The organism is Helicobacter heilmannii (assembly GCF_001283065.1).
GTDB lineage: Bacteria > Campylobacterota > Campylobacteria > Campylobacterales > Helicobacteraceae > Helicobacter > Helicobacter heilmannii.
In genome coordinates this window covers 422,148-435,838 of record NZ_CDMK01000002.1, presented here as the reverse complement: position 1 = coordinate 435,838, position 13,691 = coordinate 422,148, and the positions used below count along the sequence as shown (strand labels likewise).

Here is a 13,691-nt window from a genome sequence, read left to right as displayed (position 1 = left end):
ACCTTTAGAGCTTGCGGGGCAAGTAGGGTAAAAGCACTTTAGGGATATGAATGCTCCCGTCCTTTTCTTGGTGGTTTTCCATGAGGGCCACTAAAGTGCGCCCCACCGCCAAGGACGAGCCGTTTAGGGTGTGCACAAGGGCGTTCTTTTTGTTCTCCTTGTAGCGGATTTTGGCGCGTCTGGCTTGAAAGTCGCGCGTGTTGCTCACCGAGCTGATTTCGCGATAGCAGTTTTGCCCGGGCAACCACACCTCAATGTCCACGGTGTTGCTCGCGCTAAAGCCAATGTCTCCGCTGCAAAGTTGCATAAAGCGATGCGGCAACTCTAGGGCACTTAAAATCCCGCTGGCCGTTTCTAGCATTTTTGCCTGTATGCCATCGCTCTCTTTGGGGTGGGTGATGGCCACCAACTCCACCTTGTCAAATTGGTGTTGACGGATGATGCCCCGCGTGTCCTTGCCCGCACTGCCCGCCTCTTTGCGAAAACACGGGGTACACGCGGTCATTAAAATGGGCAATGCTTCGGCGTTTAAAATCTCATCGGCGTATAAATTCGTAAGGCTCACCTCAGAGGTGGGGATCAAATACAAATCCTCCTCTTGCACCTTGAATAAATCCTCAGCAAACTTAGGCAACTGGCCCGTACCAAAGAGGGTTGTTGTGTTCACCAACACGGGGGGGCTTACGATCTCAAAGCCGGCTTGGTGGTTAAAATCCAGCATGAAATTTAAAAGCGCACGGCTTAAGAGCGCGCCCTCTTTTCTTAGCACGCTAAAGCGGCTCTTGGCGATCTTTACACCTCTTTCAAACTCAATCCAGCCATTTTCTTGGGCAAGTTCGTGGTGTTCTTTGGGTGCAAAATCAAAGGCTTTGGGGGTTAAAACCTTTTTAATCTCTACATTTTCCGTTTCATCCTTGCCAAAGGGCGTGATGGGGTCGAGCAGGTTGGGGATGGAATGTAGGAGAGTGTCTAGCTCTTCTTCTAGCGTGTTGGTGTGGGTGGCTAGGTCTGCGATTTTAGCTTTGTTGGCCTCTAGAGCGTTTTTAAGTTCCTGGGTCTTAGCGGGGTCATTTTTATAGGTGGGAAAGAGTTTAGAGTTCTTATTTTGAAACTCCTGGGCCTGTTCGAGCTCTTGTTTCTTAGCTTTGTAGGCGATGAACTTAGCTTTTAAGCTCTCTAGCAGGGCGGGGTCTAAAAAGCGTTTGGCTAAATTGGCTTGCACACCCTTAAAATCACTGAGCAATAATTTCTTATCAATCATGGTTTTCTCCTCTTAACCTCTTAATTCGGGGGGCGAAAGCCCCACTCCTTCGCCCACGCCTGTAAATACGCCTTATGCACCTCTAAATGCAGCGCGCCCAAATCCCCTTCTAAACTGCTGGCGATGTTGCCATTGGGTAGGGCAATTAAACTATCTCCATAAAAACGCCAAGGGATATTTTGATTCTCCCTTGCCATGCCGATGCGATTGGCCCTGGCGACCAGCATAGAATTACAAAACGCCCGTGAGCGCAACACACAGCGCCAGCGCTCAAACGACTCAAAGGTGCTTGCAGTGCTCACTAAAACCACCTCCACGCCCGCCTCCTGCAACACCACCCATAGGGGGTCAAAGTGCAGTTCGTAGCCAAAGAGCGGGGCGATTTTGATCTCCTCGATCTCTAAAGTGGGGGGGGCTTTAAAGTCTGTGGGCTGGGAATTGGCAAAAAAGCTAGCCTCCGCCCAGTGCTCAAAACCCACCAACTTTTGCTGGGTGTAAAATTGCGTGTCTTGGGGGCTGATTAAAGCAATTTGTTTCAACAAGCCCTGCTCTTTTAATAAGACAAGCGGGACACTAAAGGTGATTTGGTGTTTGGCACTTAAGAGCTGTAATTGTTCTAGGCGGGCTCGGCTGTGGCCATCGATTTTCTCAGGCGCAAGGCTTAAGAGCTCTAAGAAAAAGGGAGTCGTGACATATTCAGGCAAGAGCACCACGGCGTTAGAGGGCATTTGGCGCACGCTCTTTTGGATAAACTCCCACTCAAAGCGCGCCATTTGCAGTAAAAACAAATGCATTAGAGTTTCACCGCAAAAATACTAGACACGCTTTTATACATGTAGTGGCTCTTCTCTACAACCTCTAGCCCCACGCCACTTAGCTCCTCCTCCAGCTCATCCGGGCTGATAAATTTTTCAATGGATTTAGGCAAATAGGCGTAGGCTCTGTAGTTGCAGCTGATGAGCATGCCCACCAAGGGCAAGATTTTAGAAGTGTAGATGTGCGCCAAATAACCTAAAAACCCCTTTTTATCTTGGCGCATGAACTCCAGCACCAACAAGACCCCACCTTTTTTCAACACCCTAGAAAACTCTTTGAGTGCCTCTTTGCGATCCACCACATTGCGCAGTCCATAGGCGATGGAAAGCAAATCCACGCTGCTATCCGGGATGGTGTGTAAATTCTTGGCTTCCAAACAATCTAAACGGACACGGGCGTTTTTGCCAAAGGGGCTTGAAGCGATTTTTTGCTCGGCCAGACGCAACATTTCAGCCGATGGATCCACCCCGCACACGCTCGCCACACTGCCCTTACACGCCGCGATTTTCTCTAAAACACAGAGCAGCATGTCCGCTGTACCGCAGGCAATGTCGGCCACACTTAAAGCCTTCAAATCCCCTCTAAAAGCATAGACATGGCGTAGGGCCTCTTGCACGCTTTGCACGCGCCAGCACTGGTCTTGCTTGAAACTCACGACTTTATTGGCAGTGTCGTAAGTCTTGGCGATGGAGTCGAACATGCCGATGATTTGTTGTTGCTTGTCTATGGGCTTTGCCATTAAAAGAATTTCCCCACCACCGCAAACACAATCACTGCCATACACGCGGTCGGCACTTCATTCATCACCCTAAAAAAGCGCGAGCTCTTGTAAGTCCCCTCGCTTTCAAGCGCGCGCATCCACTTGCGGCACATAAAGTGAAAGTGCAAGAGCAAGAGTACAAAGAGCAACTTTAAATGCACCCAGCCATAGTGCAACAAGTCCAGCCCGCCTAGGATATAAAACAAGCTAAGCCCGCTAAGGACACTGAGCACCATAGCCGGCGTGGCGATGCCCTTAAACAAGCGCGCCTCTTGCACCCGCACTACCGCCACAAACTCGGGCTTGTCATAGTTCTCTCTATGATAGACAAACAAGCGGGGCAGGTATAAAAGGGCGGCCATCCACGAGATAACGGCTAAAATATGTATGATTTTGAGCCATAAATACAGAGTTTGCATGTCAATGTCCTAGTGCCTTTTCTAAAAGATGGGGTGCGCCGATCAAATCCACCCACGCCCCCGTGCTTTGGGTTTCCTTCACCACCACCTGCACGCCGTATTTGAGCCCCCTTGCCTTCAAAGCGTCTAAAGCCTTTAAGCCCACCCATTCGCAAATGTGTATCGGCACGATGAAGGGCTCACATTTGGCTTGCTCTAAGCAAAGCTGCAGGGCTAGCCCATAGGCTTTCATCAATCCGCCCACGCCAAGGAGCACCCCGCCAAAGTAGCGCACCACGAAAATCGCTACATTAATCAAATCCTCACGGCGCAACATGTCTAAAAGCGGTTTGGTGCTGTTTCTAGGCTCTTGATCCTCGTGCAAGGCTTCTTTTAGGGTGTTGTCCTCTAGGTGGCGGTAGGCATAGACGATGTGGCGGGCTTTAGGGTGTTCTTTTTGCAATTGCTTTAAGGTAGGGCTAAACTCTAGCATGGGCACTAAAAAGCCTAGAAAGACTGAGCCTTTAATTTGGTGTTTGGATATGGGGGCGTTTAATAGGCTTTGCATCAGTGTTGCATGTAGATGGTCATTTTAGGGCCTTCTAAGAGCAGGGTGTTCTTACCCCTAGTGATGTTAAAAACGCCCTCCAAATGGTTATAGAACGCCAATTCAAACGCCATTAGCTTCTCATTCCCGCAAACTCTCCTCGCGATCCCTTTGTCATCCAGCACAAGGTGGTCATCGTCTCTAAAGTTATAGCTAAAAAAATACTTATTGCAGTAAACCATGCCATAGGCCCTTAGTTGCCGTTGGTCAAATTCGATATGCCCCATGGGGCTTTTGACCAGCACGGGAGGCGTTAGGGTTTTGTTGTGCTTGATGTCGCTCTCTAAATGTCTCATGTCTTTTTTGATCATGGACGCATCGGGGGAGATGTCCTTGGTGTCTAGATTTTTAACGCGCTGCTCGAGCTCGGCTTGCAAGAGTTCTAGTTTGTTTTTGGGGAGGGGTTTGGGGGCGTTGGTGGCTTTGGGGGTTTGGTTTTGGGCTTCTTGGGTTTGGGGGCGTTGGGCTTCCTCGATCAGGTCTTTAAAGTCAAAGGTTTGCCCATCTAGCACCACCCGCACAATTTGGTATTGGTTGTGATTAAAGTCCTTGTTAAAAAAGCGCACCAATACACAACCACTCAAGAGCACAGACAAAAATGCCATAGATAATAAAAAATGCGCTTTAAAGCCCCTCACAAACCGCACGCCAAACTCCTTTACACAAATAAAGCCCTTATTGTAACTCAACTTGGTGTAAAAGTAGCTTTATGTTATAATCACGCCCCATTCCACACTAAAGTTTGGCCATGCTCTACTACCTCTACCCCCTCTTACACATTAACTTGTTCCAATACATCACCTTTCGCTCGGGACTGGCGTTTTTCTTGAGCTTCTTTGGCTGTGTTTTGGTGATGCCCAAATTCATCGCATGGGCAAAGGCCAAAAAAGCAAACCAACCCATCTCGGTCTACATTCCCCACCAAAATAAGCAAAACACCCCAACCATGGGTGGGGTGGTCTTCATCGCCACCACCCTAGCCGCCTCGCTTTTAACCGCTAGATTAGACAATCTCTTTGTGCTCTTAGGGTTGGTGGTGCTTGTGGGCTTTGGACTCATTGGGGTGCAGGATGACTACACCAAAATCAGCCGCAAGAGCAATGCCGGCGTTACATCGCGCTATAAATTTGGCATGCTAGCCCTGCTCTCTTTCTTCATCACCTTAGCACTTGCCGGGCTCATGCAAGTTAAAAGCCTGTACTTCCCCTTTTTAAAACACCCCATTTTTTCCTTTGAAGGGCATGCCTTTTTGTTGATCGGCTTTTGGATGCTCGTCTTCCTCTCCACCTCCAACGCCGTGAATTTGACAGACGGGCTAGATGGACTGGCCACAGTACCTAGCATTTGCGTGATTGTGAGTTTAAGCGTGTTCATCTATGTTGTGGGCAATGCCGAGTTTAGTAAATACTTGCTCTATCCAAAAGTGAGCCATAGCGGGGAGGTGATGGTGGTGGCGATGGCACTGGTCGGCGCGCTACTTGGGTTTTTATGGTTCAACTCATTCCCAGCTGAGGTGTTCATGGGAGATAGTGGCAGCCTTAGCATCGGGGGCTTCATCGCCTACATGGCGATCATCACCAACAACGAGATTCTTTTGATTTTAATGGGCTCAGTATTTGTGCTTGAGGCGAGCTCAGTGATTTTACAAGTTACCAGCTACAAGACCCGCAAAAAGCGCATTTTTCGCATGACACCCCTGCACCATCATTTTGAATCCAAGGGCTGGCCGGAGAATAAAATCATTTTGCGTTTTTGGATCATCGCACTTTTGAGTAATATCGTGGCATTGCTCAGTTTAAAAGTGCGCTAGATTCATTATTGCGTTGTCTAAGTGTGCTATCCTAGCCCTCATCGAATTGATTTTATTTTGGAAGGCTTTTGATGATTTCTTTACTTGGGTACGGACAAACCAATAAGGCGTTTGCTGCCTATTTACACCGCAAGAACATCCCTTACTGTGTCTATGACGACCATGTGTTGACCCCATCCCTAGACATCAACCAACAAAAATGGCTGCCCTCTAAGATGTTTAACCCCTATGCCTCTAAGTTGGAGCTGGTGAGCCCGGGCATCCCCTTTAACCACCCCTTAGTGGTCGCCAGCAAGCACCTTTGCAGCGAATACGACTATATCAAGCAACTTTGGGAAAGTAATAGAAAAGAGCCGCTGCCCACCACGATTTTCATCAGCGGGACGAATGGCAAAACCACAACCACAGAAATGCTCGGGCTCTTGTTGAAAAACGCCCAAGTGGGGGGCAATATCGGCACCCCCTTGATCCAACTCTACACCAAAAGCCTAGAGAAAAAACCCCCCTACACTTGGGTGCTAGAAACCAGCTCCTTCACTCTGCACTACACGAACCACCTAAGCCCGCAAATTTACATTTTATTGCCCCTAGCCCAGGACCATTTAAGTTGGCATGGCAGTTACGAAAACTATGTCGTGGCGAAGTTAAAGCCCCTAAGCCTTATGGGCGCATACACCCACGCCTTCATCCACACCACCCTAAAAGACCACCCTCTCGTACAGGCTACAAAGGCGCAGATCATTTTTTATACAAACTCTAGTGATTTGGCGCAAAAAATGGGGCTAGACATCGACAAGGTGCACTTTAAAGAGCCCTTTTTGTTAGACGCACTGTTGGCTTTGAGTGCAGCGAAGTTATATACAGGCGTGGCCGATTACGACCTGCTCAACACCTACACTATCCAGCCCCACCGCATCGAGATTTTTACAGACAAAAAGGGCTACACTTGGGTGGATGATAGCAAGGCGACCAATGTAGATGCCACTTTAAAAGCTTTAGAGTGCTTTCAAGACAACTACATACACTTGATCCTAGGGGGCGACACCAAGGGCGTGGACTTGAAACCCTTATTTGAATCGCTTACCCGCCTACAAGCCGAAGTGTATGCGATCGGGGTGAGCGCGCCTGCGATCATGCAAATGGCCCAGGAGCATAAAATCCCCGCCCACCTATGCCGTAAAATTGAAGTGGCCGTGCAAGAGATCAAGAAAAATTTAAAACAGGGCGACATCGGCATGCTCTCACCCAGCGCAGCAAGCTTAGACCAATTTGCCTCTTACAAACATAGGGGGGATGCCTTTAAACAATGCGTGTTGGAGTGAAGATGCGTTTTCTTTTATGGGCTCTACTTGTCTTGTTCATGGGCTTTTTACGGGCAGACACGCATGAGGGGGGGGATTTAGATTTAATCGATCTACATTTGCTCTTAAAACAGATCAACCAACTCAACCAAGTCATCACCCGCTACCAAAAAGACCCCACCAAGCACACCGAAGTTTCTTTATACAGCGACCAAAAAAACGAGCTCATGCACGCCTTTGCCCTGCGGCTTTTAAACTCCCAAGAAAAAATAGGCATCAACATCCAAGAGAACACCAAGCAGCAACATGCCTTGCAAAAAGCACTCTTAAAGAGCAGTAAAATCAATGATTTTTACGCTTATTTTAGCCAAACCATCCAGCTTAAAAACCTCGAAGTGGAAGCACAGATGTACGGCTTTTTGGAGAAAATCCGCACCTCCACCGACCTTTTCAGCCAAGAAAGGGACATCAAAAACATCACCTCCACCTATTTGCTCAAATTAGAGGCCTTTGCCACTAGAACCTACACCATCCCCGAGCACCTCGCAGACATCAAAAAACATGAACTCTTGGGCGCGCTGGAGAACTACCAAATCAAGCTGCAGACCTACACTGATGTACTGCGCTACATCCAAAAGCACCCTAAAGATGTGTTGGCAAAAAATGTCGTCTTCAACATCAACATGCAATGGGTACTCGAGCGCATCGCCGGGGCGGTTAACCACATTTTCCCCGATATGAACGGCTTGCAAAACGCCAAAATCTTACTCTCTTTGGGGTTCTTGGTACTTTTGCTTGCTCTGCGTCAGATCGTTACTGCGATCTTTGTTAAAGCCCTAGATTACTGCGTTCGTTTTAGCCGCAAGAATGCCAACATTAACATCCAAGAGAAGATTAGAAACAGCATCCTAGCCCCCATCTCGACCTTTCTCTTCATCTACAGCTTTGACATCTCCATCGACATCCTCTACTACCCCCACCCAGCACCCCCTAGATTTGACATGTATTTGGGTGTGGTCTATGTGTCTCTCATCGCATGGCTAGTGATCGCGCTGTTTAAAGCCTATGGAGCGGCGATCTTGGCCACCCTAGCTTCGCGCAAAAATGGTTTTCGTAAAGAAGTTATTAACTTGATCTTAAAGATCGCGTATTTCTTCATCTTTGTGCTCACTATTTTGGGGGTTCTCAAGCAATTGGGCTTTAACATCTCCACCATCATCGCCTCGCTTGGCATCGGCGGGCTAGCGGTGGCATTGGCAGTGAAGGATGTCTTGGCGAACTTCTTTGCCTCGGTGATCTTGCTCTTGGACAATTCTTTTGGCCAAGGCGATTGGATTGTGTGCGGGGATGTGGAGGGCACGGTCGTGGAAATGGGGCTAAGACGCACCACCATTCGGGGCTTTGACAACGCGCTGTTTTTTGTACCCAACTCAGAGCTGGCCAGCAAGTCGATTAGAAACTGGAATCGGCGTAAAATGGGGCGGCGCATTAAGATGATTGTGGGGCTGACCTATGGCTCGTCTAGCGAGGCACTGCAAAAATGCGTTTTAGGGATTCGCCAAATGCTCGAGCAACATCCCCAAATCGCCAAAGCTAGCGATTTGGAGAACATCACCGATCACGACCACCACGACTACATCATGGAGCGCCAAAACATCGTGTCCTTCAACGATTTGATGGGTTATAAATCTAATCTCTTTGTCTATTTAGACAGCTTTGGAGACAGCTCGATCAATATTTTTATTTACTGCTTTTCTAAAAGTGTCGTGTGGGGAGAGTGGCTTGCCATTAAGGAGGATGTGATGTTAAAGATCATGAAAGTCGTGGAGGATTGTGGTCTTAGCTTTGCCTTCCCCTCTCAAAGTGTGTATATCGAGAGCATGCCACACCCATCTTAAGTCTGGAGGAACTATGAAGTTTTTAAGTCGTTTGAAGCTAAGCGCAAAGACAATCCTAGCCGTTTCGCTGATCTTGATCCTCGCCTTTGTAGCCTTGGGGGTATACTATGTAGGCGAGATCACCCGTATATTAACCACCAACGCCAACCAAACGGTGATTGACCGTGCGCAAAACCAAGCCTTCAACATCACGCGCGAGCTTGAGCATGTCAAATCCACGCTCAGTGCTTACACCAACTACTTTTCAGGTAATGGGTATCTTTTTTTAAAGAATGCCAATGGGCTAGAGATTGCAGACAATGTCCGCAAATTATGCCAGAACAACGAATTTGTGCGCGCGGCCTTTTTGATCATGCTTAAAGACCAAAAGCCCACCACCAGCTACGAAGCCATCCAAAAAAAAGACAGGACTATCGCCATGTACAGCAATACTCCCGCAGTCTTAGACGCGCCCGTGATTAAAAAGGTGATCGACACGCAGGTGGTGAGCCGCAGCGATACAGAGATGCGGACCTTAGTCCCCGGGGTGTCTTACTTTGGCTTCACCATCGCCGCCCCCATTTTTGACACCAAACACCAACTTAAGGCCGTCGCCGCCCTATTTGTGAGCCTTGAATATATTCAAGAAAAATACTTTCCCATGGGAACTGGTAAAAACGGCTTTTTAATCGGTTCGGGTGATCGTACCTTTAGCATGACCAGGGACCACAAATTACAAGGCAAACCCTTTGTAGAAGTCTTGCCCACCAAAGAGGGGCATGAGATTGTTGCCTTTAGAAAGAACGCCAAACCGGGGGAAAGAAAAATCATTGCCTTTTTCTCTCAAATCTTAAATACAAAGGTGATCTTAGCCATCCAAGCCTTTAAACCCTATGGCACACTGATGGAGCACAACTGGGTGGTGGGTGCAGCTCTCCCGCAAACAGAGGTCTACGACCAGGTGTATAAAACCCAAATCGCCATCACTTTGATTGCTCTACTCTGCCTAGTACTCTCCATCTTTGTGATGAATTTTTATATTAATAAGCAGATCGTCGCCCGCATTTATAGGGTGGTGGCGACCTTAAACAGCTTTTTTAGACTGCTCAACCACGAGGAGAATGTTAAACTAGAGGTCTACCAATCGAGCCAAAAAGACGAGATTGGAGGCATGCTAGATTCCATCAACGACAACATCAATAAAATCCAACAAGCGTTCCACAACGACAACGCTGCAGTGGTGGAGACCACACAATTAGCTTCTGCAGTGCAAAAAGGGATCATTGCTGCAAAACAAGCAGAGAATGAAGCCAGCACACCTAAGCTGCGCGAGCTCATCAGTGCAACGCACTCTATGGTGGAGAGCTTAGAGAGGGGTGTTGGGGCAGATTTAAATAAAATCTTAGCGGTGGTGGAAGCGTACCAAAATTTAGATTTCACACCAAAAATCCAAGATGCAAAGGGTGAAGTTGAAATGTCGATCAACCAGCTAGGTACCCAAATCATTGAAATGTTGAGAACTTCTCTAGGTTTTGCCAATAGCCTAAACACCAAGGCGCAGAGCTTGAAAGAGAGCATGGAAAAGCTTTCTTCTAGCTCCAGCAAGCAGTCCCAAGACTTGGAGAAAACCACCCAAAGCATCGAGAACATCACGCAAAACATTGCCGATGTGAGTGCAAAAAGTGATGAAATGATCGCCCAAAGCCAGGACATTAAAAGCATTATAGAGATGATTAGAGACATCGCTGATCAAACGAATTTATTGGCCCTAAACGCCGCCATTGAGGCCGCGCGTGCCGGAGAGCACGGCCGTGGCTTTGCGGTGGTCGCCGATGAAGTGAGAAAACTAGCTGAGCGCACCCAAAAGTCTTTGAGCGAAATTGAGAGCAACATCAATGTATTGTTACAAAGCATTGCCGACAACTCGACAGCCATCAAAGCCCAGGCCAGTGCGATGTCTGACATCAACAACACGATGGGCGAATTTGATGAAAACTTGACCCACAATTTAGACATTGCCAAGAATTGTCTAGACATCAGTCAAGAGATCGAGCACATTGCCGGTGGCATTCTAGAAGACACGAACAAGAAGAAATTTTAAAGGGTGGCTCACTTAAGGTAGATTGGGGTGTGGCCATAGGGACAAACCCACTACAAAAGGGGAGGCTTTGTGGCTTCAGACATAGACCTGAAGGGGATGACCTAGAGGGGGCAACTTGTAGTGGCACAAAGGAGTTAATTAAAAGTACAATCCAAGCAAAGGGAGCTTATTTTAAGGGGGTTTAAGGGGTGGCTAAAGAGTTGGGCTTAAGAGGGACAGCTGTGTAAGTAACCTTAAAAGCCGGCCACAAGAGTGCAACACACACATTAAAACTAAGTCTAAATGGATAACCCCCACACACTGCTAAAGGGCGAAAGGGGGCTACTTGGGGTGGCTAAACTAAGCCTCTTTTTTCTCCACCTTACGCACTTCTTTAATGCGCGCAGCCTTGCCTTTTCTGTGGCGTAGGTAGTAGAGTTTAGCGCGGCGCACCCGTCCCACCCTCAAAACCTCAATGCTCGCCAAGCTTGCCGAATAAAGGGGAAAAATCCGCTCCACACCCACGCCATTTGCGCCTACCTTACGGACACAAAAGGTTTTGCCGACTCCATTGCCCCTTAAAGCGATGCAAACGCCCTCAAAGTTTTGGGTACGCATTTTATCGCCCTCTTGGATACGGATGCCTAGGCGCAAAGTGTCGCCGGCCTTAAAGCGGGGGGGTTGTGCCTTGATTTGAGCATCCTCAAAGGATTGCAAATAGCGGTTTTTCATTTGGATGAACCTTTCTTGTTGTTTTGGCAGAACTTCTGCAAAGACCTATCTAAGCAATAAAGGGGGGGACGAAAATATTTAGTCCTCTGGATAGATAAATCGTGCATAATCCCCTCTATTCTAGCATGGTTACCCTTTGAATACGCTGAAATAGTCGCCATTTGCGTACAGCTGGGCTTTTTAGCTAGGTTGTAGGTGTTGGCAAAATTGGGGGCTTCTAAGAGATTTTGGCTAAAACTTTCCTTCTCTAGCGAGTGGACATTGCCTAAAGTCCCCTTTAACAGCCGCGCCACGCTGTCGCACACACATAAAGCAGGCAACTCCCCGCCCGTGAGCACAAAATCCCCCACGCTAAAGACTTCGTCAGCATGGGTTTCTATCAACCGTTCATCAAAGCCATCGTAACGGCCACAAACTAAAATCAAATGCTTGTAGGTGGCTAGCCTTTGCGCGTCTTGCTGGGTGTAGGGCTTGCCTACAGGGCTTAAGAAAATCACATGCCCGCCATCTAAGCTCTCTAAGGCGTTTTCCACCATGTAGGGGTCTAAGATTTGCCCCGCACCCCCGCCCACTAGGGGGAAGTCCGCCCTTTTAAATTTATGGGGCGAGAAGGGGCGCATATCCACCAAATCAAGGCTAAAAATGCCCTGGGCGCGTGCGCGCTTTAAAATGGAGTCTTCAAAGTAAAAGGACAGGAGATTAGGAAATAAACTGAGGATGCTAAAGTGCATCAACTTTCCTCCAAGAGCCCTAAAGCGTCCTTGGTTTCGATGCGCTTGTTTATTAAGTCTACATGGATGATGTAGCGGGGGATATAGGGGATTAAGAATGTTTTAGCCAAAGCTTGCACTTGCAAATAATCCACCCCTGCAAAGCTTTGCACGCCTAACACCACCCCTAAAACCTCGCCTTCTTCTACCACCTCTAGCCCCACTAACTGGAATGCCAAAAACTCCCCCTCTTGCAACTTGCAAAGCCTTAGCGTCTCCTCCTCGCTCATTTTAAGGACACTGCCTGTGAGTTCTTGAGCTTGCTCTCTAGTGCTTACCCCCTCTAAGAAGAGCAGGGAGGTTTTAGGCTCATAGGTGTGGATGGTGTGCTCTTTTGGGGATTTTAGAGGGCTAGCAACTTGCACGCGCGCCCCCAGGGTTAGGCACTCTAAACAATTGCTCTCCAAATTGAGTTTAAGCCCGCCTTTTAGACCAACCGCCCGCCCCAAGCGGCCCACCACCAACCACTCAGCAGACATAGGGGTTCTTAGCCGCCACAACCACGATTTTATAGCTAAAGCCGTCCTTGGCCTTGACCCCTGAGATGAAGGCTTTGAGCGCGCTCACCATTTTGCCATCCTTACCGATCACCCGCCCCATGTCCAGTGGGTTGGCGTGGATACAGACTTCTTTAACCCCCGGCTCGACGAGGCGCACTTGCACTTGCAAGACCTGTGGATAAGCCACAATCTTTTTACAATATTCAGCGACAAAAATTTCAATCGGATAACCCTGATTTTCTTGATTTTCTTGTGCGGGGGGTTCTTGGGCTTCTTGTGTGGGGCTTTGAATGGTGTCTAGCTGGGAGGTTTGGCTTTTAGCGTGGCTCTCCCCCCTAAGATTTTCTAGATCTTGATCTTGTGTGCCTGGCTCTTGCATGCTAACCTCCCCTCCCCTTTAGACTTAGGCTTGTTGTTTAGAGAGTTTTTCCACTCTCTCGCTCATTTTCGCCCCCACGCTTTTCCAATAGTCTAGCCTCGCGTGGTCGATTTGCACCACTTTGGGGCTTGCTAGAGGATTGTAATACCCGATGGACTCGATCCACCCCCCATCGCGGCGTTTGCGTGAATCTGTCACCACAATGCGGTAGAAGGGCTTTTTCTTGCGCCCACTGCGGGTAAGTCGTACGATTGTCATGGCGTTCCTTTTCATTTGTTGCAAATTTTCCATTATAGTGCTTTTTTCTAAAAGTAAACTTTGTTTAAGCCAATGCTCCCATTGTCTTTATTGTGCTAGAATCTAGGCTTATTTCTAATACAAAGGATTCTCATGTCTGCAC

Annotated in this window: 15 protein-coding genes; 4 read left to right on the top strand and 11 right to left on the bottom strand. The window is 48.1% G+C overall.

Annotated features, from left to right (window positions below; all coding sequences use genetic code 11):
• Nucleotides 1-4: 4 nt before the first annotated feature.
• The 6 genes from serS to AOG36_RS06290 are packed head-to-tail and all read right to left on the bottom strand — an operon-like array spanning nucleotide 5 to nucleotide 4,489.
• A complete protein-coding gene (gene serS / locus AOG36_RS06315; protein WP_015106950.1) occupies nucleotides 5-1,261 on the bottom strand; it encodes a serine--tRNA ligase in 1,257 nt (418 codons plus the stop codon).
• Between the two features lie 20 nt (nucleotides 1,262-1,281).
• Nucleotides 1,282-2,055, bottom strand: coding sequence for a carbon-nitrogen hydrolase family protein (locus AOG36_RS06310; RefSeq protein ID WP_015106951.1), 774 nt, complete (start codon nucleotides 2,053-2,055; stop codon nucleotides 1,282-1,284).
• Nucleotides 2,055-2,816: a bifunctional demethylmenaquinone methyltransferase/2-methoxy-6-polyprenyl-1,4-benzoquinol methylase UbiE gene (gene ubiE, locus AOG36_RS06305; RefSeq protein ID WP_015106952.1), complete on the bottom strand. Its 762-nt coding sequence runs from the start codon at nucleotides 2,814-2,816 to the stop codon at nucleotides 2,055-2,057. The genes AOG36_RS06310 and ubiE overlap by 1 nt, the downstream gene beginning before the upstream one ends.
• Nucleotides 2,816-3,256: a protoporphyrinogen oxidase HemJ gene (hemJ, locus tag AOG36_RS06300; RefSeq protein WP_015106953.1), complete on the bottom strand. Its 441-nt coding sequence runs from the start codon at nucleotides 3,254-3,256 to the stop codon at nucleotides 2,816-2,818. The genes ubiE and hemJ overlap by 1 nt, the downstream gene beginning before the upstream one ends.
• A gap of 1 nt (nucleotide 3,257) precedes the next feature.
• Entirely contained in the window at nucleotides 3,258-3,803 is a 546-nt protein-coding gene (locus AOG36_RS06295; RefSeq protein WP_015106954.1) for a YigZ family protein, read from the bottom strand.
• Nucleotides 3,803-4,489, bottom strand: coding sequence for an META domain-containing protein (locus AOG36_RS06290; protein ID WP_015106955.1), 687 nt, complete (start codon nucleotides 4,487-4,489; stop codon nucleotides 3,803-3,805). The genes AOG36_RS06295 and AOG36_RS06290 overlap by 1 nt, the downstream gene beginning before the upstream one ends.
• A 101-nt stretch (nucleotides 4,490-4,590) precedes the next feature.
• Here AOG36_RS06290 and mraY point away from each other — a divergent pair, with 101 nt between their 5' ends.
• The 4 genes from mraY to AOG36_RS09380 all read left to right on the top strand — a co-directional run bounded on the left by mraY (nucleotide 4,591) and on the right by AOG36_RS09380 (nucleotide 10,931).
• Nucleotides 4,591-5,652 (top strand): phospho-N-acetylmuramoyl-pentapeptide-transferase, encoded by a 1,062-nt coding sequence (gene mraY / locus AOG36_RS06285; RefSeq protein WP_015106956.1) that lies wholly within the window; start codon nucleotides 4,591-4,593, stop codon nucleotides 5,650-5,652.
• Nucleotides 5,653-5,723: 71 nt separating this feature from the next.
• On the top strand, nucleotides 5,724-6,974 hold the full coding sequence (gene murD / locus AOG36_RS06280) for a UDP-N-acetylmuramoyl-L-alanine--D-glutamate ligase (protein WP_015106957.1): 1,251 nt from the start codon (nucleotides 5,724-5,726) through the stop codon (nucleotides 6,972-6,974).
• A gap of 2 nt (nucleotides 6,975-6,976) precedes the next feature.
• Nucleotides 6,977-8,851, top strand: coding sequence for a mechanosensitive ion channel family protein (locus tag AOG36_RS06275; protein ID WP_084815802.1), 1,875 nt, complete (start codon nucleotides 6,977-6,979; stop codon nucleotides 8,849-8,851).
• Nucleotides 8,852-10,520: 1,669 nt separating this feature from the next.
• Entirely contained in the window at nucleotides 10,521-10,931 is a 411-nt protein-coding gene (locus AOG36_RS09380) for a methyl-accepting chemotaxis protein (protein ID WP_370696100.1), read from the top strand.
• 339 nt (nucleotides 10,932-11,270) lie between these two features.
• Here the strand turns inward: AOG36_RS09380 and rplS are convergent, their stop codons facing one another.
• The 5 genes from rplS to rpsP form a co-directional block, all read right to left on the bottom strand.
• Nucleotides 11,271-11,642: a 50S ribosomal protein L19 gene (gene rplS, locus AOG36_RS06265; protein ID WP_015106960.1), complete on the bottom strand. Its 372-nt coding sequence runs from the start codon at nucleotides 11,640-11,642 to the stop codon at nucleotides 11,271-11,273.
• Nucleotides 11,639-12,373, bottom strand: coding sequence for a tRNA (guanosine(37)-N1)-methyltransferase TrmD (gene trmD, locus AOG36_RS06260; protein WP_015106961.1), 735 nt, complete (start codon nucleotides 12,371-12,373; stop codon nucleotides 11,639-11,641). The genes rplS and trmD overlap by 4 nt, the downstream gene beginning before the upstream one ends.
• Nucleotides 12,373-12,891 (bottom strand): ribosome maturation factor RimM, encoded by a 519-nt coding sequence (gene rimM, locus AOG36_RS06255; RefSeq protein WP_015106962.1) that lies wholly within the window; start codon nucleotides 12,889-12,891, stop codon nucleotides 12,373-12,375. Before rimM ends, trmD begins: the two co-directional genes overlap by 1 nt.
• Entirely contained in the window at nucleotides 12,881-13,204 is a 324-nt protein-coding gene (locus AOG36_RS09095) for a KH domain-containing protein (RefSeq protein WP_053825742.1), read from the bottom strand. Before AOG36_RS09095 ends, rimM begins: the two co-directional genes overlap by 11 nt.
• 111 nt (nucleotides 13,205-13,315) lie before the next feature.
• Nucleotides 13,316-13,549, bottom strand: coding sequence for a 30S ribosomal protein S16 (rpsP, locus tag AOG36_RS06245; RefSeq protein ID WP_053825741.1), 234 nt, complete (start codon nucleotides 13,547-13,549; stop codon nucleotides 13,316-13,318).
• Nucleotides 13,550-13,691 lie beyond the last annotated feature (142 nt).